Raw genomic sequence first — 23,755 nt, forward strand, 5'->3', positions numbered from 1 at the left:
ATCCTAAGTCTCGTGGGCTCGGAGATGTGTATAAGAGACAGCCCCAACCCTCCCCCGCAAGCGGGAGAGGGAGCAGGCTGCCTTCTCGGTTGCTAAATCATTCTCTAACGCTGTCAGGCCGTCGGAGCGGGTGGCGCCGGGGGCGGCGTCATTGGCTCGACGTTGTAGGTCTTCGGCATATTGATCGGCTTGTAGGCAGGATCCTTCTCCATGCGCTCCAGCACCGAGGCATGGATGGTCGCGCCGTCCGCAATCGGCCGCGGCTCGCCGCGCGGCAGATAGAAGCCGAGGAAGGATTTCCGCTCCGGCCATTCCTTCCATTTGTCGCTCTTCGGAATCCATTCCAGGATTTCCCAGGCGGCGGTCAGCGAATTGTGCAGCGGGGCGGTCGCGCTCGGCGGCACATAGTCGTGCTTGTGCGGCGGCAATGGCATCCCCCAGGCGAGATGATCGATCAGCGCCTGATCCATGTGCAGGCCGGCCGCCTTGGCCTGTTCGAGCATCCAGATCAGCGGAAACTTTGACGGCCCGCTCTGGTCTTCCGGATAGCCGCCGCCGACGTCGGAGTGCACGCCGGCAAACCAGACCTGGCGGATGTCCTGCTCCACCTCCGTTGCCGGATCGAACGGATCCGAGCGGAATTTCTGCGGCTCGATCCAGCGATTGAGTCGGAACATGCGCCTGCGCTCGTCGATCGAGATCGCCTGGCGGAACCGTTTGACGCTGGAATTGGTCCGGGTGAACAGCAGCGTCTGCAGGTCGAACAGGAAGTTGTCCTGCCGCGGCACGATGATCGAGGCCACGGTGTCCCAGACCCCGACGAACTCGATATCGATGTTGCGGCCACCGGCAATCTGGCTGAAATGCCAGGCTTCCTTCAACGGAGCATAGTCGAACGTGCCGTCGGACTTCTGGGCGTCGGAGCTGGCTTTCTTGTAGGTGCCGAATGCGTAGCTCGCGAGGTCGAGCTGGTCGACGGGCAGCAGGCCCATCACATGGACGAAGGCCGCGAGCACGCGCACCGTGTAGGCACCGCGGCTGAAGCCGAACATCCAGACCCGGTCTCCGGGCTCCCACGTTCGGCACAGGAACAGGTAGGCGCCGAGCGTGTCCTGGTCGAGACCGGCGCCGAAGGCCAGCCCAAACAAGCCGCGCATCTGCTGCTTGAAGCGGCCCCAGGCGTTTTGCAGGCCGATGGTGCCGAGGCCGGGATGATAATAGATCCGCTGCCGGTCATTCTTGTCGGCGACGCGGAACAGCTTCAGCACGTTGGAAATATTGTCACCGATCTCGTTGCCGGTGCCGTCGCAACAAATCACAATATCCTTCGGCATCCGTTGCCCTCGCGGTCGCCGTGAAAATTCGCGACTTCTATGTACGGCAGAGCGCGGTGAAAATTCAATCTCCAATTGAGGACAGTTGTGTGGCGGGCGGGGTGACCGCCGGTGATGCCGGGACGCCGAAGCGCGAGTACGGGTCGGCGTAGCCTGCCGTTGGTTTCGAATTGAATCTCGCCACGGCCGGCCGAAGCTGCGCCAAGGACGGCGTCGCTTCGGCTCGCCGATGCCGGCCATGACGGAGAGTTGCCGTGATCCAATTCCGTTCGTGATGCGTTGAGTCGGCCGCCAATGGCGCTCCCAGAATTCAATTGCAACACTTCGGAAAAGATGGAAACCTGCCCGTCGATCATTGCTATATGCGTCGACATTTTCTCCCTTTCAGGGACTCCGCGGTGCACGCGATCATCTCTCCTGCTGCCTCCCGCAGCTTCCACAACAACAACAGGAACGGGTCGGCATGAGCCCTCAAGCTCTCGTGACGGCCATTCTCTCAGGACTTGTGGTGGTGGCGTTCGGGCTGTTCTGGTGGGTCGGCAGCTATTCCGACCGTGTGTTCGCAAACAGGTTTCGCACCCGCTTTCCGGAGAAGACGCTGAGCTACACCGGCGACCAGCTTGGCGAGCTGGTGCAGTCCGATCTGCGGATGAAGTATGTCTTTCCGATCCTGTTTCCGCTCGATCTGATCGTCATGCTGGCGCTGGCGGGCGCGATGGGCGCGGCGTCATCGCACTGGCTCAGCCGGATCTATCCGTCCGCGGCGTGGCTCGGCCTGGTCGTGCCGGCGGTGTACCTGCTCAGCGACCTGATCGAGGATTGTCTCCTGGCATGGCTGCTGCTGCACGGCGACCCGAATGCGGCGGCGCGGTCGGTCTCGATCCTGAAGGCGATCACGACGATCAAGCTGGTCGGCATCTTCGCCTCGATCGCGCTGACATTGGCTGCGTTCGTCGGATGGCTGTTCCACGGCGAGTCGCTTGCCATCTAAGGCGCGGCCGGCGGCCTACTGATACGTCGCGACGATATCCGACACGGCACGCTCGAGCTGCTGCGCGGTCGCGCACTGCCGCACCACGCTGCAGAAGGTCGCGTAGCGCGGCATCTCGGAATCGCCAAAACCCCAGACCATGCGGCCCTCGGGGTTGAGCCAGACCAGCCGTTTGGAGCGTTCGCCGATCCGGCGCAGGATGTCGGCGCGCGGATCGAGATTGTTGCTGCGGGCGTCGCCGAGCACGATCACCGTGGTCTGCGGCGTGATCGCGCTCATCCAGTTGTCCTCGAAATCGGCGAAGGAATTGCCGTAGTCGGACGAGCCGAAGCCGACCTTAGACATGATCTCCTTCATCGCCTCTTCCGGCGAGTTCGATTCCAGGATATCGCTGACCTCGATCAGGTGGCCCGAGAAGGCGAATGAGCGGACGTCGTCCACCGCCTCGTGCAGGCTGTGGATCAGGAGCAGGAAGAAGTCCGAGACGCGGGCGACCGAGCCCGAGACGTCGCACAGCGCGACGATCTTCGGACGGTCGCGATGCTTGCGCTTCCACGCGGTGAGGAAGGGGACGCCGCCCCAGGCCGCGTTCCGGCGCAGCGTGCGGCGGACGTCGAGATGACCGCGGCGCTGCCGCTTGCGCGGCTTGGAGTAGCGCTCACGCAGCCGGCGCGCGATCTGGCGGATCAGCGTGCGCATCTGCTCGACCTGCCGCGGCTCGATCCGCGCCAGCGGCGCGTTGCGCAGGATCTCGTTGCGCAAATTCTCCGCTTCCTCGCGCCCGTACAGCAGCAGGGCCTGCGAGACCGCATCGCGAACGGTGCCGCGCAGGCCGTTGAGCGCCTCCTGCAGCCGTTCGGCGAGCGCGGGATTGCGCGTGGTCAGGTCGTCGATGTCGTCGCGCAGGCGCTGGATCCCCATCGCATCGAGGATGCGGGTCTGGAAGATACCGCGCTGGGTGAAGTAGCGGATATCGGGCAGCGAGGCGGCGCCGGAGGCGTTGGCGATCGCGCTCGATATCGCGGAGCGATCCTGCGACAGCAGCATCTGCGCCAGCGGCCCGACATTCTCGCTGGCGGCGCCGCCCGCCGCATCGCCATGCTCGTCGGCCGACGGGTTGGCGCCGGATTCGCTGCCGTCGTCGGTCTTGCTCTGCTCGGCGTTCTCCTGCTGCGGTTCGGGCTGGCTGAAGAACAGATCGAAGCATTCGCCGAGCGCGCGCTTCTCGTCCTGCGTCTTGGCAAGCGTCAGCAGGAAGGTGTCGCGCAGGACGTCGCGGTCGGCAAAGCCGACCTGGGCGACCGCCCGCATCGCATCGATGCTTTCGGCGGGCGAGACCCGGACCCCGGCCCCCCGCGCCGCACGAAAGAAGCGATGCAGGTTCTCGCGCATGGTGATCTATCGGTAGAAAAAGTGATGTTCAGTCGATCTGGCGGCAGGCTCGCTGTACCACTCCCGCTTGCGGGGGAGGTCGTATCGCATCGAAAGATGCGATACGGGTGGGGGCTCTCTCCGCGAAATGACTCGTGGTGAAACCCCCACCCCAGCCCTCCCCCGCAGGCGGGAGAGGGGGCGCAGCTCGCTCTCGGCTATGGTTCGAACCAATCGCATGTTGGTCTAGCTGAACACGCCCTGGCGCGACGCCTTGGCGATGAAGGACGAAATCTGCGGCATCGCGGCCTCGATATCGGCCTCGTATTTCAGGAGCACGTTGAGCGTGTCCTTGACGATCTCGGTGTCGAGCTCGCCGGCCTGCAGCAGCACCAGCACGCGCGCCCAGTCGATCGCCTCGCTGACCGAGGGCAGCTTCTTCAGGTCGAGCGAGCGGATCTCGTGGATGAAACCGACCATCTGCTTGCGCAGGGTCTGCGAGATGCCGGGCACCCGGCTCTCGACGATGCGCTCCTCCAGCTTCTGCTCGGGGAAGCCGATGTGCAGATGCAGGCAGCGCCGCTTCAAGGCGTCGCCAAGATCGCGCTCGCTGTTCGAGGTCAGGATCACGGTCGGCGGCGCCACCGCGGAGACGGTGCCGAGCTCGGGGATCGTGACCTGGAAGTCCGAGAGGATTTCCAGCAGCAGCGATTCGAATTCGGCATCCGACTTGTCGATCTCGTCGATCAGCAGCACGCAGCCCGCGGGCTGCTCCAGCGCCTGCAACAGCGGCCGCGGCTCGACGAATTCCTTGGAGAAGAACACGTCGCCGAAGGTGTGGAGCTGGTCGAGCGCGGCGGCCAGCGACTGCGCACCGCCGAGCACCTCGCCGAGCTTGTCCTTCAGGATCTGGGTGTAGAGCAGTTGCTTGGCATATTTCCACTCATACAGCGCCTTGGCCTCGTCGAGGCCCTCATAGCATTGCAGGCGGATCATCTTCATGCCGCGCCATGCGGCGATCGCCTTCGCCAGCTCGGTCTTGCCGACGCCGGCAGGGCCCTCGACCAGGATCGGCTTCTCGATCTGCTGCGAGAGAAAGACCGCGGTCGCGATCTGCCGGCTCGCAATATAGCCTTGCGCGGCGAGGCCGCTTTCCACGGCCTCGATCGAGGCGGTGGGCCTGGTGTCAGCCACGAGGATCAGCTCCGAATTTGCCTTGAACTCGGACCTGTTCTGCGCCCGTTGCGGACAAAGCACAAGGCTCGTTTGGCCCGCAAAGGCATGAGGGCTAAAGGCTGGCGTTAGCGCAATGGTTCCGGGCTATTTCCGCCGAGCGCAATACGGTCGTTAGCGTGTAGTTCGAACCTCCCCTTGAAAAGGGGAGGTCGCTTTGCTCGCCAGAGCAAAGCGGGTGGGGATCTACTCTCTCCATCAACTCTGGCGTCTGCGGCTGACCCCCATCCCGACCTTCCCCCTTTCAGAGGGAAGGGGAAGAATCTCGTAGACCGGCTACCGTCAGCCCGCGCAGCTCTTCACGTATTCCTTGCGCTGCGGGCCAAGGATCTTCTGGTCGATCGCCTGCTTCAGGCAGTCCAGATGCGCATGCGCCATGCAGAGCTGCATCTGGTCGTGCCGGCTGCGAAACCGCCTCACCTCAGCGTGAGGCCGGTCGCGGCTTCAAGCTCGCCGATCGCCTGCGCGGCGTTCGCGACCTTGATCGTGGTCATGCCCATCTCGCGCGCCGGCTTCAAATTGACGCCGAGATCGTCGAGATAGACGCAGTTCTTCGGGTTCACCTGCAGCGTCTCCACCATCATCTGGTAGATCCGCGGGTCGGGCTTGCGCAGGCCGATCTTCGCGGACTCGATGACGTGGTCGAACAACGCCATCACCTCGGCGACGTAGAGCGTGCGTCCGCTGCGGCTGCCGATCGCGTTCGCCGGCAGATTGTTGGTGATGCAGCCGGTCTTGAATTGCGCCTTGATGCGCTTCAGCGCCTCGACCATCTCGGGGCGCAGGTCGCCGGAGAGCAGCGGCAGCACGTCCTTGCCGCGCACCTCGGCGCCGAGCGCCTTCGATTCCGTCGCGAACAGCGCGTCGAACGCGTCGATATCGATCTCGGCGCGCTCGAACTTGGCCCAGGCGTTCTCGAGATGGTTGGCGGCGTTGGTGCGGCGGATGATGTCGATCGGCAGGCCGCGCTCGGTCTCATAGCGTGCGAATGCCTCGAACGGCGAGGTGGTCAACACGCCGCCGAAATCCCAGATCACTGCCTCGATCATCAAAGTCTCGATCATCAAAGTCCTGCCCGTTGCAAAGCGGCGGCTTCGCCTCGGATCGTCCGGCCGATTGCAGGACAACAGGGAAACGCGCGTTCAGCCTTCTTTATTGGAATTGCCGTCGATCAGGCAAGCCGCCAGTTCGCGGCAAAATCCGCCACGCGGAACGGGCTCACCAGACCATCGGCACCAGCCGATAACGCACCCGCGCGAGATATTCGGCATAGCCGTCGAGCTCGGCGGTCAGCATCCGCTCCTCCATCAGCGACCGCAAGCCGAGCAGCGCCGCCATCACAGGCACGATGGCAAGGCCATACCAGGATCCCAGCAGCAGCGGCGTCCCGACATAGGTCAGGAGGCCGCTGGCATAGATCGGATGCCGCACATAGGCGTAAGGTCCAGTGGTCACCGCAGCATGCCCGCGCTCGCGCTGGATCTTCACGACCGGCGCGGCGTAGCTGTTTTCCCGGTAGGTCCGGTAGACGATGTAGAACGATGCCGCGATCATCACGGCGCCGGCGCATTGCAACCAAAAGGGCACGAGCGATGTCTGGTAGCGGACTGCATCGAACGCCATCAGCGGCAGCCATGTCAGCCACAGCAGCGGCATGATCGTCGTGATGACGCGATCCCATCCGGCCTGGCCGCGCGCGGTGCGCCGCTCCGCCAGCAACCCCGGATCGTGCCGAGCGAGCCAGGCCTCGGTGATCAGCCCACCGATCGTGATCTCGAGCAGGAACACCCAAGCGCCGGCCCATCGCAGCGTGCCGGCCGCGAGAAACAGGAACGTGCCGAGGCCCACACAAGTGAAGGCGACGCGGCGCAGATTGACGCGAGGGGGATTGCCGTTCTCGTTCATGTTGCTCTCCGGCGAACGGCAACGGCCGCGCCGCCGGATCGGGCGGGCCGTTGCGTGCGCGGTTGCGGATCGCGGCCTGCTCGGCGCGCAAAGCCGATTACGATCTGCGGGTCCAGTTTCGCGCCTGTCCGGAATAGACCTTGCTCGGCAGCGCGCGCGCCGTGGGATCGAGCAGGATCTTCATCGCAGTGTTGAGCCGCTCCTCCGAATGCGGTGAGCCATCATGGCGCATCTGCTGCGGAGCCCCGGGGCCCTGCGGCGGCGCCAGATAGGTCGGCGTTGTCGGCGGAGTGGGGGTGGTGGCGATCTTCGGACGGGCGACAACAGCTGCCTCCATCGGGCGCCGCGCCTGGGCCATGCGTGACGCTGCGGAAGGTGCTTCCGCCGGCGGCGGCGAGGCGGCGCTGTCGGATCCGGATTTGCGGGGCGGTCTTGCCATGGCATCGGCTCCATAGGTTCGGTGATGACGACGACGTCAGGACTTGTCTTCGTCGGATGTGGTGCGTTTGGCGATGATCGGGTTGCGGTCGCTGATCGCGGCGATCAGCGAGGCGTGGCTCACGACTGACGACACGACGATCTTGCCGGATGGCTCGATCCGGCGACCGTTCTGCTGCTGTTGCTGTGGGCTCCTGGCGGTGGATTTCTGCATCATGTCGGCCTCCTCGAAGGTGGGGTGGGGCCCGACAGCGCCGGGCCCCGAGTTTGGCGATCAGATGCCGAAGGCGCCGAGGACACCCGGCAGCGCCTGCGCGACGCCGCCGAGGATTTCTCCCCAGCCCTGCGGGTTGACCGACCCGTTGGTCGCCACGTCGGCAATCCGCTTCGGACCGCGCTCGATGCCCTCACACTGGATCGGGCTACGCACGCTGCCGAAGGTCTCAAAGTCGTTCCTTGCGTACATGTTCAGCTCCTTCTTTCGGTTTGAATTGACGGCAACTACGGGAGGTGGGCACCGACCGGGGCAGCCGTCGCTGGACGTCGCCCAGGGGATCGCTCATCGCGTCGATCCCCCGGACCACGTGACGCATTCGCGCCACGTTCTGATCTCCTCCGGACGCAGAGGAGCAATCGCGTCAATAGACCTGCCACTGCCGCAGCGGTCCGACCGCCACCGGCACCACGTCGCTCACGTCGATCGTGTACTGATAGACTTCGCGCGCCTGGGTCAGGACCTGGGTCGGATTGAAGAAGCGGTAAGTCACGTCGTGACAAACCGAGTCCGGGCGGCAGATGACGCTCTGGTCGACCTCGACGGTGTCGAGCCGCAAGCCCTTCTTGGCGACGTCGGTGAAGATCTTCCGCGTGTTGTAGGCATTCATCGCGGAATAGTTCAGCGCGCGATCCTGCGGCGAGAGGCCGACATTGCGGAACTCGTTGTAGATCCGTTCGAGGAAGCCTTCCGCGCCGGCCGGCCAGGTGTCGGGATCGGGTCCGAAGAGCGTGTAGAGATCCCACTGGTAGAAGCCGCGCCAGTCGGTCACCAGCGTCGGCACGACGGTCCCGTTCAGGAGCTTGGTCGTGTTGGCGCTGTCGACCCAGCCGGCCATCGAAATCCGCGCAACACCGCCGCGCGGCGGGAAAGCCGGGGGCGTGGTCGGTGGCGTATCGTCGCCGCCGCGCGCTGCCGGTACCACGGTTCGGGTGTTCGATGGATCGTCATGCGAGACCTCCTGATGCCAGAGCGCCAGGATCAGCGCGGCGAAGAATCCGAGACCGAACACATCGAGCGGCTTGACCGCATAGATCGGGATCGAGTCGATCGTCATCGTCCAGATGATGGCATCGGCATCCGGGAAGTTGTTGCCCGAGCCGCTCGGCGTCGCGCTTTCGCCTTCGGCCTGGTTCAACAGATAGCGCGCCATGATCGCCGGATTGTACGGCGCCGAGGTATCGCCGGAGCGGTCGCGCTCCGGTCCGAACGCCGGATCGCCGCGTCCGATCAGGCTGTCGCGCCAATTGGCGATGGCCTGCACGAAGTAGTCGAGGCGGGCCTCCTTGCCGAAATCGTAGAACAGCCGGCCGATCGGGAACGCGAGCTGTCCGGTGGATTCCGCCGCGGCGCCCTGCGGACGCATGCCGCCGCCACAGCCGCAGCTCTTCTCGCTGGTACGAACCGCTGGGGCTTCGTACATCGGCAGCGCCTGCGGCATCGCGACGGGAAGCGCGTTGCTCGGCATCAGCGCAGGCAGCTGCTGCGGCTGCAGCCAGGCCTGCGGCATCATGCCGGCCGCCGGCATCGCCATCTGCGGCATCATCATCGGCGGCATGACCATCTGCGGCGCCGGCGTCGGCATCCAGACCATGTCGCCGCCCGCGTGGGGGGCGTGATACGGATACGGCGCCGGCGCCGCGATCGGCGCGACGGCGACGCCGTGATCAACGGCCGCGGCGATGGCCGCAGGCGCTGCGGGCGCAGCAGGCTGCGCTTCGCTTGGCATGATCCCGGCGCTGCTGCGCAGGACCGAGCCGTCCGGCCCGAATATGCGCGGAGCCGATGGTGCAGACATTGCTGATAGATCTCCCATGGAACCCTCTCTGGTTGCAGTTGGCTGAGCGGCGGATGACGGTTGGACGAAAGGGCGCGCGGACACTCCCCGGAAACGGGGAGTCGCGGCCGTGGCACCCGACGGCATGACGGCGTCCGCCTGCTCGCCAAGCAGGGCGGCGACAGCCGCGGGAATATCGAGCCGTCCGGCGAGGCAGCGCGAGGCGCTGCCGTCGCTGCGGCAGGGCACCGCGCTTTCGAGCAGCGCGGCACGGACGGCTTGCGGATCGGCCTTGCGTCCGGTCTGGCGCAGGCATGAGAGCAGCAGGGCGACGACGCCGCTGACGATCGGCGCCGCGAAACTCGTTCCGGAGCGCAGGCTGATATTGCGGACCGGCGAGGCGCCGGCGATGTTTTCGCCCGGCGCGAGGATGCCGTTCTCGAGATAGGCGTCGCCGAAATTGCTGAAGGGCAGCGGATTGCCGGCCGGATCGCACGCGCCGACCGCAAGCACCGAAGCGAGGCTGCCCGGCACCTGGACGCAGCGGCATCCGTCATTGCCGGCGGCGGCGACGATCAGCTTGCCGGCGCGTTCGCAAGCGCGGACCGCGTCGACCAGAATGCGGTCGGCTTGGCCGGTCGCGGATTGCTGGCCGCTGCTGATATTGATGACGTCGGCGCCGGCGGCGAGCGCCTGGTTGATCGCGAGCGCCAGGGTGCTTTGCGACGACGGCTCGATCTGCCCGGCGACATTCTCGCGATAGATCGAGAACACGGTCGCGCTGCAATTCGGCGCGACGCCGAGCACCGGGCTGCCGGGCGTGCCCATCAGCACGCTCGTGACATGCGTGCCGTGCTCGGACTGGATCATCGGCGAAGCCGGTGCGACGAACTCGCCGCCCCTGGCGACGCGGGCCTGCCTGAGCGAAGGATGATTGAAATCGACGGGGCCGTCGATGATCGCGATCTTGACCGCGGGGTCGCCGCCCGACGTTCTCTGCCATAAGGCAGCCAGACCAGCGATATCGGCAACTGGATTCATGAAATCAATCCCGACTGATCAGCCGCAAATCCGTGCAGCCGATCCGTCTTCCGCGACAATTTGCTCTCACGCAGCGAACCACATGTCGTTGCGTTGGTGCAGTTGTGGCAGCTGTGACGCGAAAGGCCTATTCACCGCGGTGGATCAGAAAGGATCGAGCCGGCGATACGGATCGATCGGTCGATGAGATCGATCCTGCCTCTCGAACGATCGATCGAAGGGTTTAGTCGAGACCGATCTCACCGCACCATTGTGCGTGCCAGGGCAGACATGCGCTTGCATCTGCGCGCCGGTGCGCGAACGCGACCCGCGCGTCGGGCGAACACGGAATTCAGGATGTCGGTGTCAGTCGAGCTCGCGGGCCCGATCGGGGATCGCTGCCGATGATGCGATCCACGGTGCTTCGCGCACCCGTCGCATCGCCTGCGCCCGGCGCGGCAGGCCGAGCTTCTGCAGCACGTGATGGACGTGGTGCTTGACCGTCGCAAGACTGAGATTGAGATCGCGCGCGATCTCCTTGTTCGACAGGCCGTGTCCGATCAGCTTGAGAACCTCGCTTTCGCGGCGCGTCAGCCCCTGGTCCGCGTCGATCGTATCCGCTTGACGTTCCATGCAGAACAGCGCGCGCAGCAGGCCGCCGGAAATCTCGGCGCTGCAGGCGAGCCGCCCCGATGCCACATCCGACAGCGCCCGGCAGAGCTCATCGAAGCTGGCGTTCCGGGAAATGTAGCCGCTGAATCCGGCCCGGCCGCAGCGGACCACGTCGCGCCGGTCCTCGTTGAGGCCGAGCGCCACCAGTGCGACATCCGCATGGTCGCTCGCAATCGCACGCACTTCGTCGAGATCGATGCCCTGTGTGACGTCGATCAGAATGACATTCACACTGTCGGTCTCGAGGGTCTCGCGCAGGCCGGCGAGATCGGACACCGCCGCCGCAATCGCAAACTCGGCGTGGTTCTGGAAACTCGAGGTAAGCCCCTCGCTGAACAGCCTGATCGGCGTGACGACCGCTATCCTCATCATTATCCTCTAACTCAACGAAATGACGGATGGAGCGCCGTGTTGAGATCTACGGCGCCGGCATCCAGAAAAGTCATAAAGGTAAGTATGCGATATGCTGCCGGAGGTTGTATGATTGCCGGATCGAAATTACGGCGCTGATGCGGGCAATCAAGAGACGCAGTTCACATTCGAACGTCACCCGCGCGCCGGACGCGCGATTCGATGTGTGCGTATGGCGACAAGACGGCGATGTGTGGCGCGTGAACGCAATGGCGCTGCAGGATTCCGGCGGCGACTTCAACGTCGTAGAGATCGACGCGTAGATATTTAGACAATTGACGCGCGCAGGTCTGGATGCTCTGTACAATATTGCGTGTTCTCCAGAGCCCGGTGCGAGCGACGCAATGCCGCGCCTCGGATAGGCTCGATTCAGCAGCAGACCGACGGGGTTTCATGACGAGCGTGATTCGAGCGACAGCTTTTCTGACCCTGTTGGTGGCGACGCCGGCGCTGGCCATCGTCGGCGGCGGCGCGCCGTCGACGGATGGCGTTGCGCGCTCCGTCGTCACCATCGTCGGCTCGCGCGGCAATTTCTGCACCGGCGCGCTGATCGCGCCGAAGGTCGTGCTGACCGCGGCGCATTGCGTGCAGCCCGGCGCCGATTACAAGATCGTCGAATATGGCGCGGACAGGCAGCCGACGCTGCAGGACGTCAGGACGGTTGCGATCCATCCCGGCTTTCGGATGCAGGCGATGACCAATCATGTCGCCACCGCCGACGTCGCGCTGCTGCAGCTCGCGGCGCCGGCCGCAGGCAAGGCACCGGCCGCGCTCGGCATGCCAAACATTCCGATCCAGGTCGGCGGCCGCTTCACCATCGCGGGCGTCGGCGTCACCGTGCGCGGTGACGGCAAAAGCGGTGGCGCTACCCGCGTCGCCGGCCTGATCGCGAGCGGCAAGCCCGGCACGTTGCAGATCCGTCTCGTCGATCCGGTCGGGCAGGGTTTGCGCGAAGGGCTCGGGGCCTGCACCGGCGATTCCGGCGCGCCGGTGTTCGAGAACAAGCAGGGCGGCCCCGCCATCGTCGGCGTGGTGAGTTGGTCCACCGGGCCGAACGGCGCCGCCGGCTGCGGCGGCATCACCGGCGTGACGCCGCTGACACTCTATCGCGACTGGGTGATGCAGACCGCGCGGCAGTGGGGTGCGAGCTTTTAAAGTCACCTCGCCCCGCTTGCGGGGAGAGGTCGGATCGCATCGTGAGATGCGATCCGGGTGAGGGGGTACAGGTCTTTCGTCTGGTACCGCCTCGCGGAGAGAGCCCCTCACCCCGACCCTCTCCCCGTAAGAACGGGGAGAGGGAGTGAAGCCTAATGCCCCGCGGCCTTGTTCGCGGCGGCGTTGTTCAGCACGATCAGGCCGTCGACGGCGACGCCGAGCTTGCTGTTGATCAGGAACGGGTTGACGTCGATCGAGGCAATGCGGCCATTGGCGTCTGCCATCAGGTTGGAAAGACCGACCAGCGCCTTCACCGCCGACGGCTCGTGCAGCGCGGGCTTGCCGCGGTAGCCCTTCATCTTGACCCCGGCCTTGGTCCTGGCGATCAGCTCCTTCGCCTCGGCGGCGTCGAGCGGCGCGCCGGCGAGGGCGACGTCCTTCATCAGCTCGATATCGACGCCGCCGGTGCCGAACAGCACGACGGGGCCCATCTCGGCGTCGAGCGAGGCACCGACCACGAGCTCGAGGTCGGCCTTGACCTGCTGTGCGATCAGGATGCCCTCGAGCTTCGGCTTGCCCTTCAGCTTCTTCACCCGCGCGGTGATGTCGTTGAACGCCTTCTTCACCTCGGCCGCACTGGCGAGATTCAGCACCACGCCGCCGATATCGGATTTGTGCAGGATGTCGGGGCTGACCACCTTGGCGACCACCGGGAAGCCGATTTTCTTGGCGATCTTCACGGCCCCCGCCGCGGTCTGCGCGACCTCTTCCTTTGAGATCGGGATGCCATAGGCCTTGAGCAGCTTCTTCGAGGCGACCTCATCGAGTGCGGCGGCATTGTTGGCGGCCTTAAGCGTCTTCTCCAGCACCGCGCGCGCCGATGCCTTCGAGCTCGACGCGATATCGGGTACTTCCTTGCGCAGGCCGGCATATTCGATCAGCGACTTGATCGCGCCGACCGCGCGGTCGAGGCCCTGCATGACGGCGATATCGGGCAGCGACTTGCGCAGCCCCTTGGTGAACTCGGTGAAGCCGATCGACATCGCGCTGATATAGATCACCGGCTTGTTGGCCTGGCCCGCCATCTCGTTGACGATGCGCAAATTGCGCTCGCGCAGCTCGTGCGGCGCCTTCGGCAGCTCGGCATCGATGATGACGATGTCGGTGTCGGGATCGTCGATCATGATCTTGATCGACTTCATGTAGACGGAGGGATCGACCACCGCGGCAAAGCCGGCGTCGAGCGGGTTGCCGACGATGCTGCCGGGGCCGAGCATTTTTGCCAGCTGCTCCGAGGCGTTCGGGCTCAGCGGCGCAAAATTCAGCCCGGCGGAATAGAACGCGTCGATCAAAAGCCCGCGCTTGCCGCCCGACAGCGACACCGCCGCGAGGCGATTGCCCTTCGGCGGATCGGCATGGACGAAGCACTCGGTGGCCTCGATCAATTCATCCAGTCCGCGCACCCGGATCACGCCTTCGCGGGTCGAGATCGCATCGAAGGTCTCGATCGAGCCGGCGAGCGCGCCGGTATGCGCCATCGCCGCGGCGCGGCCGCCTTCGGAGGCGCCGAGCTTGAGCGCGATCACCGGCTTGCCGGCGGCGCGCGCGGCCTTGCAGGCATCGCGGAACACTTTTGTGTTCCTGACGCCTTCGAGATAGACCACGATGACGCGGATGCTCGGATCGGCGGCGAAATAGCTCATCAGGTCCGGGGTCTCGAGCCCGGATTCGTTGCCGGTCGTGACCATGTAGCCGACGCCGACGCCGCGATCCTCCAGCGCCTGGCGGATCGCCATCACGATCGCGCCGGATTGGCCGGCGATCGCCACCGCGCCCTGCTCCATGGTGACGATGCGGTCGTCGATATTGGTGAACAGGTTCTCGCCGGCGCTGAGATTGCCGAGGCAATTCGGGCCGGTGACGGCAAGTCCGGTCTCCTTGATCGCCTGCTTCAGCTCGACCGCGAGCCGCTGGCTCTCTTCATCCTGCAATTCGCTGAAGCCGGAGGTGACGATGGTCGCCGAGCGCGCGCCGGCCGCGGCCGCGTCGCGGATCACCTGTACCGCAAACCGGGCCGGCACCAGCACCAGCACATGGTCGGGTTTTTCGGGAAGGCTGGCGAAGTCCTTGTAGCAGGTGACGCCCCAGATCGCTTCGCGCTTGGCGTTGATTGGATAGAGGCCGCCGGCGTAGCCGTATTTGACCAGATTGTTCCAGATCCGTTCGGCGTAATTGCCGGGCTTGTCGGTAGCACCGACCAGCACGATGTTGCGCGGATGCAGCATCGCGTGGATGCTCTTGACGATATCGCTGGCGTCAGCGGGCGGCGCCCATTTGTGGGACACATGAGACGCGGTGCTTGCGAAAGCTTCCATGGAGCCTGCCCTTATCCTTGTTGTCTTTGTTTCCTCTGGACGGCGGATCACCGTGAGGCGCGCGATTTTTCATTGTTTTTATGGCGAGGGAAAGGGGGTAGCAACTCATGCTGGCGCAGGTCAGGGCACCGCGCGCAATATCCCGGCAGGCGCAAAATTGATGCGTATCAGGAACCCGATTCGCGCGGGCGCGAATCCGTTTCGACCAAAGTCGCGTGCAACAGATAACGCTCGGGCCCCGATGTCAGCGCGTCGAACGGCCAGCAGGTCGATAGCACCAGTTCACGTCGGTCGGTGAGCGGATCGACCCCCGATTGATCGAAGCGGACCACCGAACTGCGATCGGCCCGATAGCGAAACATCTTGCCGTCGCTTCGCGTGACGTCGATCTCGTCACCGATTGTGACATCCCTGAGAAAGCGAAAATGCGTGTCGCGGTGTGCGGAATAGACCGCCACGCCCCGCTCGCCGGCATCGACGGTCTGTTCGACATGGCCGGGGCCGAACGCCAGCGCCTGGCCGCTGCTGCCGGCAAGTGCAATCGCGGAAGCGTGCAGGCGCTTCACCTCGATCCGCGCCACCGGCCAGGTGTCGGCCCAGCTCCACGGCTTCACCGGCTGGCCGGTCGCGATGCTCTGTGCGAAGGCGTGTTCCAGCAGGACCTGCGCGAGCAGCGCCTTGGCGTGGATATAGGCGCCCTGGCCGAACAGGATCAGGCCGATGAGGGCGAAGGCGAGGGATGGGATGAAGCGGGGCATTGTTGCGCCTGTTGCTGTCATTCCGGGATGGTCCGAAGGACCAGACCCGGAATCTCGAGATTCCGGGTTCGATGCTGCGCATCGCCCCGGAATGACATTGCGGGTTGGAAAAGAGTGGCGCGCGCGGCCCTTGGGGGACGGGTGGAAGGCCGCGCGCGCTCTTGAAGGAGGAGGTTGGGGGGCACCTCCTCCTTTCTTCCGACGTCATTGGGGCGACGTCTGACGCCGGTTGAACACCAGGAGGAGAAGGCTGACCGTGAGCAGGATCACGCCCGCGATCATTTTCAACTCCGCATCGGTCGCGGTCTTCGGCAGCTGGATCGTGCCGGGAGCTTGCGTCGCGACCGGTGACCGCTTCAGCGCAGCGAGCTGCACCTTGCCGTCGCCACCGTCGGCGCGCCGCTCGCCCGGTACAGCCGGCAGACTCGGACGCTCTCCGAACAGCTTCGCGAAATCCCAGCCAGCGGGCAGGTTGAGCGGGAGTTCGCTCAACTTCAGCGGCTCGCCTTCGGGGCGGCTCGGCGTCTTGTCGACCGCGACAAGGCTGGTCAGCCGCGTCACGAGCTGATGCTCCAGCGCCAGCGCGAGGATGGTCTTGTCGGCTTCCTCGGGGCTCTCCTGTCGCGTGGTGCGCGCCACCTCGGCATCGGCGATCTTGCGGCGCGCCCACAGTTTCGACAGGCCCTTGCCTTCGGCGGCATTCGCGAGCGGCAGCGTCACGCTCCACGGGCGGTCGCCGATGCGGCCTTTGATCTCGACCGATCCGGCAAGCTTGTCGAGCTTGGCGGCCAGCACCAGCGGCTCGTCGCGATAGACGTCGGGCAGCGCCGACGGCGTCAGGTCGGCCGTCGCCTCGGAGAATTTCGCCGAGAGGCTCGTCACCGCCGGGTTCTCCAGCTTGGCGAACAGGCCGCGCATGCGCTCGTCGACCTGCTCGACCGAGCCGATATGGGTGAAGGTGCCGCGGCCGAGTTCGGCGGCGCGCGTCATCAGATAGGTGTTCGGCGCCGAGCCGATGCCGACCATGAATACCCGCGAGCGGCCGCGCAGCGCGCTGATGGTCTCGAACAATTGCTGCTCGTTGCCGACGGCGCCGTCGGTCAGGAACACGACCTGGCGGACGTAATTGGCGTCGTCATGGTTGGTGTCTGACAGCGCCGCGCGCATCGCCGGCACCATCTCGGTGCCGCCGCGGGCCTGCAGCGCGCTGACGAACGCCGTCGCATTGCCGATATTGGCGCTGTTTGCCGCGACCGGCGACGAGAACAGCGTGTCCATGGTGTCGTCGAAGCGAATCACGTTGAAGCGGTCGGCCGGCTGCAAGCGGCCGAGCGCGTAAGTCAGGCTCGCCTTGGCCTGGATGATCGAGGTGCCGCCCATCGAGCCGGAATTGTCGATCACGAAGATCACTTCGCGCGGCAACGGCTTCTGTTGCGCCTGCTCGACCGACGGCGGGATGACGAGGGCGAGCAGATAGTCGGAATTGCCGACATGCTCGCGGAACAGCCCGACCGATGGCGCCTTCTCGGCGGCCGGCTTCCACGTCAGCTCGAAATCACGATCGGCCGGCACCGGGCCTTCGGCGAGCTTGACGATGCGCGTGGTGCTGTCGGGACTCTCGATCCTGACCTGGTGGAAATGGCTCTTCACCTCGCCGAGCGGGAAGCCGGCGTTGAGGTGCACGGTGATGTTGGTCGGATTGACCGGCGCATTCTCCGCCGGATCGAGCACTTCGCTCGCAATGCGGTCGCGGTCCGGCACGGGATCGGTTGACGTGGCGCCCCAGCCGTTGCCGTCGGCGCGAAGGTCGACGCTCTGCACCACCGGACGCGGATTGTAGCGCGGGCCGACCACCATCGGCACCCGCAGCGAGAATTCGCTGCCGTTCTGCTGCACCGGCTCCTGATACTCGATCTGCACCAGCACGGTTTCGCCGGGGCCGATATTGGCCACGGAGTTGGTGAAGATGTTTGGCCGCTCCTGTTCGGTGAGCGCGGCCTTCTGGCCGTTCTGCTTGGCCTGCTCATAGATGGCGCGAGCCTGCTGTCGCTCCTTGATGTCGCCGACCACGACGCGGTCGCCGACCACCATCTTCAGCGTGTCGACCGCGCCGCCAGCCGGCAGCGGATAGATATAGGTCGCCTCCACCCACTCCTTGGTCGGGTTGCGGAAGATCTGCGTGACGCGGACGCGGACGGTCGGGCCCGACACGGTGAGGTCGACATCGACGCCGAGCCTGAGTGCATCCCTGTAGCCATCGTCGGTCTTGAACAGCAGCGAGCCGGAGCGCGCATCTGATGGCCGCAGCACCGCCTGTCGCGGCAGTTCGGCCGACCACACCGGATCGAAGCTCACGAACAAAGCCGCAAAACCGATCACCAGCGCGGCCACACCTTCCACCAGGAAGAACAGCGCAATGCGCATCCTGCGCGACAGGCGGATCTGCGGGCTGCTCTCACATGCATCGTAAATCGTCATTTTCGTCACTCCCGAGCGAGGCTTTCGCTGCCTCGCGATCATGGAGAACGGCGGCTTTGGCGCGAGCAGAATGATCGGCAATGATTGGCCGCCGTCCGGCGCGGCCCGCCGCCGCGGGAGGCGGGTTTGTGCGGTTTTGTGATGGGTTGTGCGGTCTGCTAGACTGCGCGGAATCAAGGGGAACCGGGCAGGAATCTGGATGCCGACGCCTGACAAGCAGCTGTCCGCCGAGCAGAGCCGGCAGGTCGCGGAGACCATCCGCGAGGAAATCGCCCGCCGCCGAATCTCGCGGCAGGCGCTGGCCGAGCAGGCGAAGCTGAGCCTTTCGACGCTGGAAAAAGTGCTCGGCGGCCGCCGCCCGTTCACGCTGGCGACCACGGTGCGGCTGGAGCAGGCGCTGGGTGTGTCCTTGCGCAAGCTGCCGGAGACGATCACGGTGGCCGCACCCGCCATTGGCGGGATCGCGCCCGACAGCCTCGGATCCTATTCCCGCCGCGCGGTGGCGCGGATCGAAGGGACCTACATCACGGTGCGTCCGTCGTTCGGCGAGCAGGGCGCGCTCTATGCCTATCGGACGGAGATCACCTGGGACGAGGCGTCCTCATCGCTCGGCTTCCGCGAAGGCGAGCGGCAGGACGCCGACTATACGCAGTACGGCGAAGTCGCGGTGCCCAATGAATCCGGCTTCGTCTACCTCGTCACCAACAGGCACGGCCAGCATCGCGTGATCACGGTGTCGCGCCCGCGCAATTCCGGCGAGATGTACGGCATCATCACGACACTGCTCGCCGGCCGCGGCTCGCTGCTGACGCCGGTCGCCGCGCCGATCGCGTTCCTGCCGGTGAAGAACGTGCCCAAGCCCAGCCTCGGCCGGGTGTCGGCGGATGATGCGAACTACGCCGCCTATCGCGAGCATCTGCGTCGGACGATCGATGAGCCGTTCGCGATTTTCTTGCCGGGCTAGCCACAGGTTTCGTCGGTCGTTGCTGCGCAACTATCCACGTCGCGCTGCCAGTTCCGTCATCCTGAGGTGCGAGCGGAGCGAGCCTCGAAGGATGCACGGCCACCGGCCGGGCCGTCGACCCTTCGAGACGCGCGCAAGGGCGCGCTCCTCAGGGTGACGGTGAGATAGCTTGCGCGTCACTCGGCTTGGCTTCACCCGCGATCCGCAAAAACAGCGAAGCCGCCCGGATGGGCGGCTTCGCGATACTTAGTGCTAGCTGTTCGTGCTGCTGGCGCTAGCCGCCGGTCTCGGCGCTGATGATGTCGCCGAACAGCTCCCACTGTCCATTTTTGAACTGCATCATCTTGAGCTGCTCGACCGGCGCGAAGTCGGTCGCGCTGGTGTTGATCCGGATGCCGGGGATCAGCGTGTCGGGCGCAAAATCCTTCAGGCTGGCGGCCTGCTTCATCACGTTCTCACGCGTCAGGTTGTCACCGGCCTGCTTCAGCACCTGCACCATGGTCTGGGCCGCGGCGTAGCCATAGACGAGATTGGCGTCGGCGAGGTTGGCGCCCGGCATGTACTTCTCGGCGAAGGCCATGAACTTCTTCATGCCCTCGTCATTCTTCCATTGCGGATCGGACGCGTCCTTCAGATAGCCGGCCGACAGCACGCCTTCCGAGGCCTCGAGCCCGGCAGGCTTCATGACCGCGCCGATCGAGATCGAGACGTCGGTCATCACCTGCATCGGCTTCCAGTGGAGCTCGGCGATCTTCTTGATCGCCTGCGCCGCGAATTTCGGCGTCGAGATGTTGACGAACACGTCGGCGCCGGTGTCCTTCAGCTTGACGATGTGAGAATCGATCGACGGTTCGGTGGTCTCGTAGCTCTCTTCGGCGACGATCTTGACGCTCGACTTGTCGAGGATCTCCTTCAAGCCGACCAGGTAATCCTTGCCGAAATCGTCATTGGCGTAGAAGATCGCGACCTTGGCATCCGGCTTGGCCTTCAGGATGTACTTGCCGAAGATCCGCGCCTCGACGCGATAGCTCGGCTGGAAACCCATGGTCCACGGGAAATCCTTCGGATCGTTCCACTTGCTGGCGCCGGTGGCGAGAAAGAGCTGCGGCACCTTCTTGGCGTTGTGATACTTCTGCACCGCGGTCTGGGTCGGTGTGCCCAGCGCGTTGAACACCAGGAAGACTTCGTCGCTCTCGATCAGCTTGCGGATCTGCTCCACGGTCTTCGGCGGCGAGTAGCCGTCGTCATAGGAGATCCAGTTGATCTTGCGGCCGTTGATGCCGCCCTGGTCGTTGATCATCTTGAAATAGGCTTCTTCGGTCTTGCCGATGACGCCGTAGGCGGAGGCGGGACCGCTATAGGCCTCGACATTGCCGATCTTGATCTCGGTGTCGGAGGCGCCGGTATCATATTTCTTTTGTGCAAAGGCGGCCTGGGTGGAGAGCAGGCAGAGCGCCGTGGCGGCTGCCAGCAGCGACAGTGTTGTTGTTTTCATAAAGGCAATTTCCTCGATTGATTTTGGTTAGGACTAACGCAACGAACCCGCAGCCGGTCCCGGCAGACGGCAACGGGGTAATCCTTGTCGCGGCGAATTCCGGAGCGCGCGGCGCGCGTCTGGCTCACGCCGCGGTATCGGTTGGCTTCGGCCGGCTGAATTGTTGCCGAAGCGTCGGCTTATGAATCTTGCCCGTCGCGTTCCGCGGCAGGACCTCGATGAATTCGATCAGGCGCGGGCACTTGAACCGCGCCAGATTGGCCTGGCAATGCGCGTGGACCTCGGCCGGGGTCAGCGAATGGCTTGGCTTTACGGCAATGATCGCCATGCCGACTTCGCCCCATTGCTCGTCGGGGATGCCGATGACAGCGGCCTCGGCGACGGCGGCCAATTGATGCAGCACGCTCTCGACCTCGGCCGGATAGACGTTCTCGCCGCCCGAGATGTACATGTCCTTCCAGCGGTCGACGATGTAGTAGAAGCCTTCCTCGTCGATCCGCGTGGCGTCGCCGGTGTGCAGCCAGCCGTCCGTGAAGGAGGAGGCATTGGCGTCCGGCCTGTTCCAGTAGCCCGGCGTGATGTTCGGACCCTTGACCCAGAGTTCGCCGAGCTCGCCGACTGCGGCGTCGCTGCCGTCGGGCCGCACGATGCGGACCTCGGTGTGCAGCACCGGCTTGCCGGACGAGCCGGCCTTGCGCGCAGCATCTTCGCGATCGAGCACCATCACCGCCGGCGACGTCTCGGTCATGCCGTAGCCCTGCTGCAGCGCCACGCCGCGCGCCTCCCAGGTCTTGAGCAACGGCACCGGCATCGGCGCGCCGCCGACGCCGCCGATGACGAGGCGGCTGAAATCCGCTGATGCGAAGGCCGGATGCTGCGCCATGAACTGGTAGATCGCGGGCACGCCGAAGAATACGTTGATGCCCTGCAAGGGATCGCCGATCAGCTTCAGTGCCTCGCCGGGATCGAAGGCGCGCATGATCAGCACAGTGCCGCCGGCATGCAGCACGGGGTTGGTGTAGCAATTCAGCCCGCCGGTGTGGAACAGCGGCAGCACCGTGAGCAGTACCGAGGCCGGCGAGATGTAGGCGGGGCCGCCGAGATTGACGCAATTCCAGAACGTCATTCCATGCGTGATGATCGCGCCCTTGGGCTGGCCCGTCGTCCCCGAGGTGTACATGATGGTCGAGATGTCATCGAGCATGACCTCCTCGAACCGTTCGAGCGGCGTGGCTGCCGCAATGCCGGCCTCATAGGCGCCGCCCGGGCCGAGCCTCACGGTCGCAGCGACATTGCAGAGCTTTGCCACCGCAAGCGCGGTCTCGGCGAGGTCGTCGTCGTGGATCATCACCTTCGGCGCGGCGTCGCCGGTGATGTAGCGCAGCTCGGGAACAGTGAGGCGGGTGTTGAGCGGCAGGAAGATCGCGCCGATCCGGAAGCAGGCGAACTGCACCTCCAGCGTATCAGTCGTGTTCAGCGCCAGCACCGCGACGCGGTCGCCGCGGGCGACCTTGAGCCCGTCGCGCAGCCAGGTAGCGAGCCGCGACACGCGGGCGTCGAGCTCCGCATAGCTGAAGCGGCGATCGCTGGCGAGATCGACAAGCGCCATCTTGTCCGGCGTGCGCCGGCGATGATGCGCGATCCAGTCGTAATAACGAACCGGCAAATTTCCCTCCTCCGGAACGGCAGTCTTGCGCCGCCTGTTCCTGGCTCAATTGATGCCATGAAATGGCAGTGGAGGCGGCGTATTAGGATACTGTCTTGCGTTTAGTGGCTGGCAAATCGCCGGACCGGACGCCGGCACCGATGGCAGCCACTCGACGCAAGTGAACCGGGAGAAATCCGGACATCGTCCGAGGGAAGAATCAACGGAGCACGCGGATGGCAAACCCGTTCTACACCGGCGAGCACGAGGCCTTTCGCGAGGTGATGCGGCGCTTTGTTGCCAGGGAAATCGAGCCTTATGCCCATCAATGGGACGAGGACGGCGAGTTTCCGCGCGAGCTCTATGCCAAGGCATCCGCGATCGGGCTGCTCGGCCTTGGCTTCCCGGAAGAGTATGGCGGCGTCGCCGCCGACCAGTTCATGAAGATCGTGGCCTCGCAGGAGCTGGCGCGGGCCGGCGCCGGCGGCGTCTCCTCGAGCCTGATGAGCCACACCATCGGCTCGCCGCCGATCGCGCGCGCCGCGCGGTCCGAGGTCAAGGCGCGGGTGCTGCCGGAGGTGCTCGCCGGCAAGAAGATCTCCGCGCTCGCGATCACCGAGCCGAGCGGCGGCTCCGATGTCGCGAACCTGCGCACCAAGGCACGGCGCGATGGCGATCATTATGTCGTCTCCGGCGAGAAGACCTTCATCACCTCGGGGATGCGGGCCGACTATCTGACGGTCGCGGTGCGCACCGGCGGCGAAGGTCCCGGCGGCGTCAGCCTGCTGTTGATCGAAGGCAATACGCCCGGTCTGTCCCGCACCAAGCTGAAGAAGATGGGCTGGTGGGCGTCGGATACCGCGACACTTCACTTCGACGAATGCCGCGTGCCGGTCGAGAACCTGATCGGCGAGGAAGGCCAGGGCTTCAAGATCATCATGCAGAACTTCAACAGCGAGCGCATGGGCATGGCGGCGAGTTGCACCGCCTATGCGCGCGTCTGCCTCGACGAGGCGGTCGCCTATGCCAAGGAGCGCAAGACGTTCGGCAAGCCGATCGCCCAGCACCAGGTGATCAGGCACAAGATCGTCGACATGGCACAGAAGGTCGCGGCCTCGCAGGCGATGCTGGAAATGCTGGCATGGCGGCTCGGCCAGGGCGAAAGCCCGGTCGCCGAGATCTGCATGATGAAGAACCAGGCGACGCAGACCATGGCGCACTGCGCCTCCGAGGCGGTGCAGATCTTCGGCGGCGCCGGCTTCATGCGCGGCATCAAGGTCGAGCGCATCTACCGCGAGGTCAAGGTCAACGCCATCGGCGGCGGCACCGAGGAGATCATGAAGGACCTCGCGAGCCGGCAGATGGGATTGTGATCGCGCTGGATAGGGCTGCGAGCGAGGAAACACCCTCCCCCTGAACTGTCTCTTATACACATCTCCGAGCCCACGAGACTTAGGAT

At 65.1% G+C, this 23,755-nt stretch carries 21 protein-coding genes; 5 read left to right on the forward strand and 16 right to left on the reverse strand.

Annotation, left to right across the window (positions count from 1 at the left end):
* Window positions 1–113: 113 nt before the first annotated feature.
* Window positions 114–1,334, reverse strand: coding sequence for a DUF2235 domain-containing protein (locus tag PMN64_RS33080; protein WP_411783720.1), 1,221 nt, complete (start codon window positions 1,332–1,334; stop codon window positions 114–116).
* Window positions 1,316–1,690 carry a hypothetical protein gene (locus PMN64_RS33085; protein WP_411783721.1) on the reverse strand — a complete coding sequence of 125 codons (375 nt, stop codon included), beginning with the start codon at window positions 1,688–1,690 and terminating at the stop codon, window positions 1,316–1,318. The genes PMN64_RS33080 and PMN64_RS33085 overlap by 19 nt, the downstream gene beginning before the upstream one ends.
* Before the next feature lie 107 nt (window positions 1,691–1,797).
* On the opposite strand from PMN64_RS33085, the gene PMN64_RS33090 reads away from it, so the two are divergent.
* The gene (locus PMN64_RS33090; RefSeq protein ID WP_411783722.1) at window positions 1,798–2,325 is read left to right on the forward strand and encodes a hypothetical protein; all 528 of its coding nucleotides are present in this window, start codon (window positions 1,798–1,800) and stop codon (window positions 2,323–2,325) included.
* Between the two features lie 15 nt (window positions 2,326–2,340).
* On the opposite strand, the gene PMN64_RS33095 is transcribed toward PMN64_RS33090, so the two are convergent.
* The 9 genes from PMN64_RS33095 to PMN64_RS33135 form a co-directional block, all read right to left on the reverse strand.
* Window positions 2,341–3,717 carry a vWA domain-containing protein gene (locus PMN64_RS33095; RefSeq protein ID WP_411783723.1) on the reverse strand — a complete coding sequence of 459 codons (1,377 nt, stop codon included), beginning with the start codon at window positions 3,715–3,717 and terminating at the stop codon, window positions 2,341–2,343.
* Between the two features lie 225 nt (window positions 3,718–3,942).
* Complete coding sequence (locus tag PMN64_RS33100; RefSeq protein ID WP_411783724.1) at window positions 3,943–4,890, reverse strand: AAA family ATPase; 948 nt, start codon at window positions 4,888–4,890, stop codon at window positions 3,943–3,945.
* Window positions 4,891–5,345: 455 nt separating this feature from the next.
* Complete coding sequence (locus tag PMN64_RS33105; protein WP_411783732.1) at window positions 5,346–5,978, reverse strand: HAD-IA family hydrolase; 633 nt, start codon at window positions 5,976–5,978, stop codon at window positions 5,346–5,348.
* A 169-nt stretch (window positions 5,979–6,147) separates the two neighbouring features.
* Window positions 6,148–6,834, reverse strand: coding sequence for a methyltransferase family protein (locus PMN64_RS33110; protein WP_411783725.1), 687 nt, complete (start codon window positions 6,832–6,834; stop codon window positions 6,148–6,150).
* A gap of 97 nt (window positions 6,835–6,931) precedes the next feature.
* Window positions 6,932–7,273: a hypothetical protein gene (locus tag PMN64_RS33115; protein ID WP_411783726.1), complete on the reverse strand. Its 342-nt coding sequence runs from the start codon at window positions 7,271–7,273 to the stop codon at window positions 6,932–6,934.
* Between the two features lie 36 nt (window positions 7,274–7,309).
* Complete coding sequence (locus PMN64_RS33120) at window positions 7,310–7,489, reverse strand: hypothetical protein (RefSeq protein WP_016842277.1); 180 nt, start codon at window positions 7,487–7,489, stop codon at window positions 7,310–7,312.
* 57 nt (window positions 7,490–7,546) lie between these two features.
* A complete protein-coding gene (locus tag PMN64_RS33125; RefSeq protein ID WP_016842276.1) occupies window positions 7,547–7,738 on the reverse strand; it encodes a hypothetical protein in 192 nt (63 codons plus the stop codon).
* Window positions 7,739–7,910: 172 nt separating this feature from the next.
* Complete coding sequence (locus PMN64_RS33130; protein ID WP_028341515.1) at window positions 7,911–10,364, reverse strand: S8 family serine peptidase; 2,454 nt, start codon at window positions 10,362–10,364, stop codon at window positions 7,911–7,913.
* 345 nt (window positions 10,365–10,709) lie between these two features.
* A complete protein-coding gene (locus tag PMN64_RS33135) occupies window positions 10,710–11,384 on the reverse strand; it encodes a LuxR C-terminal-related transcriptional regulator (RefSeq protein ID WP_028341514.1) in 675 nt (224 codons plus the stop codon).
* A 29-nt stretch (window positions 11,385–11,413) separates the two neighbouring features.
* Here PMN64_RS33135 and PMN64_RS33140 point away from each other — a divergent pair, with 29 nt between their 5' ends.
* Window positions 11,414–11,689, forward strand: a complete 276-nt coding sequence (locus PMN64_RS33140) for a hypothetical protein (RefSeq protein ID WP_155258555.1) — start codon at window positions 11,414–11,416, stop codon at window positions 11,687–11,689.
* A 130-nt stretch (window positions 11,690–11,819) separates the two neighbouring features.
* Window positions 11,820–12,581 carry a S1 family peptidase gene (locus PMN64_RS33145; RefSeq protein WP_028341513.1) on the forward strand — a complete coding sequence of 254 codons (762 nt, stop codon included), beginning with the start codon at window positions 11,820–11,822 and terminating at the stop codon, window positions 12,579–12,581.
* Window positions 12,582–12,733: 152 nt separating this feature from the next.
* On the opposite strand, the gene PMN64_RS33150 is transcribed toward PMN64_RS33145, so the two are convergent.
* The 3 genes from PMN64_RS33150 to PMN64_RS33160 form a co-directional block, all read right to left on the reverse strand.
* Window positions 12,734–14,956, reverse strand: a complete 2,223-nt coding sequence (locus PMN64_RS33150) for an acetate--CoA ligase family protein (protein ID WP_411783727.1) — start codon at window positions 14,954–14,956, stop codon at window positions 12,734–12,736.
* A gap of 167 nt (window positions 14,957–15,123) precedes the next feature.
* Window positions 15,124–15,714, reverse strand: a complete 591-nt coding sequence (locus PMN64_RS33155; protein WP_411783728.1) for a class GN sortase — start codon at window positions 15,712–15,714, stop codon at window positions 15,124–15,126.
* 204 nt (window positions 15,715–15,918) lie between these two features.
* Window positions 15,919–18,138, reverse strand: a complete 2,220-nt coding sequence (locus PMN64_RS33160; protein ID WP_411783733.1) for a marine proteobacterial sortase target protein — start codon at window positions 18,136–18,138, stop codon at window positions 15,919–15,921.
* Window positions 18,139–18,391: 253 nt separating this feature from the next.
* Here PMN64_RS33160 and PMN64_RS33165 point away from each other — a divergent pair, with 253 nt between their 5' ends.
* Entirely contained in the window at window positions 18,392–19,156 is a 765-nt protein-coding gene (locus PMN64_RS33165) for a multiprotein-bridging factor 1 family protein (RefSeq protein ID WP_304498277.1), read from the forward strand.
* Between the two features lie 274 nt (window positions 19,157–19,430).
* Here the strand turns inward: PMN64_RS33165 and PMN64_RS33170 are convergent, their stop codons facing one another.
* The gene (locus PMN64_RS33170; protein WP_411783729.1) at window positions 19,431–20,651 is read right to left on the reverse strand and encodes an ABC transporter substrate-binding protein; all 1,221 of its coding nucleotides are present in this window, start codon (window positions 20,649–20,651) and stop codon (window positions 19,431–19,433) included.
* Between the two features lie 124 nt (window positions 20,652–20,775).
* Window positions 20,776–22,317, reverse strand: a complete 1,542-nt coding sequence (locus PMN64_RS33175; protein ID WP_411783730.1) for an acyl-CoA synthetase — start codon at window positions 22,315–22,317, stop codon at window positions 20,776–20,778.
* A gap of 215 nt (window positions 22,318–22,532) precedes the next feature.
* Here PMN64_RS33175 and PMN64_RS33180 point away from each other — a divergent pair, with 215 nt between their 5' ends.
* The gene (locus PMN64_RS33180; RefSeq protein ID WP_411783731.1) at window positions 22,533–23,669 is read left to right on the forward strand and encodes an acyl-CoA dehydrogenase family protein; all 1,137 of its coding nucleotides are present in this window, start codon (window positions 22,533–22,535) and stop codon (window positions 23,667–23,669) included.
* Window positions 23,670–23,755 lie beyond the last annotated feature (86 nt).

Source organism: Bradyrhizobium sp. UFLA01-814, assembly GCF_046718885.1.
Classification (GTDB): Bacteria; Pseudomonadota; Alphaproteobacteria; order Rhizobiales; family Xanthobacteraceae; genus Bradyrhizobium; species Bradyrhizobium elkanii.

Excerpts from the sequence above, each read along its gene's own strand:
- PMN64_RS33180 (WP_411783731.1), top strand. The coding sequence starts at position 22,533 with ATGGCAAACCCGTTCTACACCGGCGAGCACGAGGCCTTTCGCGAGGTG.
- PMN64_RS33125 (WP_016842276.1), bottom strand. The coding sequence starts at position 7,738 with ATGTACGCAAGGAACGACTTTGAGACCTTCGGCAGCGTGCGTAGCCCG.
- PMN64_RS33160 (WP_411783733.1), bottom strand. The coding sequence starts at position 18,138 with ATGCGCATTGCGCTGTTCTTCCTGGTGGAAGGTGTGGCCGCGCTGGTG.
- PMN64_RS33085 (WP_411783721.1), bottom strand. The coding sequence starts at position 1,690 with ATGATCGACGGGCAGGTTTCCATCTTTTCCGAAGTGTTGCAATTGAAT.
- PMN64_RS33080 (WP_411783720.1), bottom strand. The coding sequence starts at position 1,334 with ATGCCGAAGGATATTGTGATTTGTTGCGACGGCACCGGCAACGAGATC.
- PMN64_RS33150 (WP_411783727.1), bottom strand. The coding sequence starts at position 14,956 with ATGGAAGCTTTCGCAAGCACCGCGTCTCATGTGTCCCACAAATGGGCG.
- PMN64_RS33120 (WP_016842277.1), bottom strand. The coding sequence starts at position 7,489 with ATGATGCAGAAATCCACCGCCAGGAGCCCACAGCAACAGCAGCAGAAC.
- PMN64_RS33135 (WP_028341514.1), bottom strand. The coding sequence starts at position 11,384 with ATGAGGATAGCGGTCGTCACGCCGATCAGGCTGTTCAGCGAGGGGCTT.
- PMN64_RS33145 (WP_028341513.1), top strand. The coding sequence starts at position 11,820 with ATGACGAGCGTGATTCGAGCGACAGCTTTTCTGACCCTGTTGGTGGCG.
- PMN64_RS33095 (WP_411783723.1), bottom strand. The coding sequence starts at position 3,717 with ATGCGCGAGAACCTGCATCGCTTCTTTCGTGCGGCGCGGGGGGCCGGG.
- PMN64_RS33170 (WP_411783729.1), bottom strand. The coding sequence starts at position 20,651 with ATGAAAACAACAACACTGTCGCTGCTGGCAGCCGCCACGGCGCTCTGC.
- PMN64_RS33115 (WP_411783726.1), bottom strand. The coding sequence starts at position 7,273 with ATGGCAAGACCGCCCCGCAAATCCGGATCCGACAGCGCCGCCTCGCCG.
- PMN64_RS33165 (WP_304498277.1), top strand. The coding sequence starts at position 18,392 with ATGCCGACGCCTGACAAGCAGCTGTCCGCCGAGCAGAGCCGGCAGGTC.
- PMN64_RS33105 (WP_411783732.1), bottom strand. The coding sequence starts at position 5,978 with ATGATCGAGGCAGTGATCTGGGATTTCGGCGGCGTGTTGACCACCTCG.
- PMN64_RS33110 (WP_411783725.1), bottom strand. The coding sequence starts at position 6,834 with ATGAACGAGAACGGCAATCCCCCTCGCGTCAATCTGCGCCGCGTCGCC.
- PMN64_RS33155 (WP_411783728.1), bottom strand. The coding sequence starts at position 15,714 with ATGCCCCGCTTCATCCCATCCCTCGCCTTCGCCCTCATCGGCCTGATC.
- PMN64_RS33090 (WP_411783722.1), top strand. The coding sequence starts at position 1,798 with ATGAGCCCTCAAGCTCTCGTGACGGCCATTCTCTCAGGACTTGTGGTG.
- PMN64_RS33130 (WP_028341515.1), bottom strand. The coding sequence starts at position 10,364 with ATGAATCCAGTTGCCGATATCGCTGGTCTGGCTGCCTTATGGCAGAGA.
- PMN64_RS33140 (WP_155258555.1), top strand. The coding sequence starts at position 11,414 with ATGGAGCGCCGTGTTGAGATCTACGGCGCCGGCATCCAGAAAAGTCAT.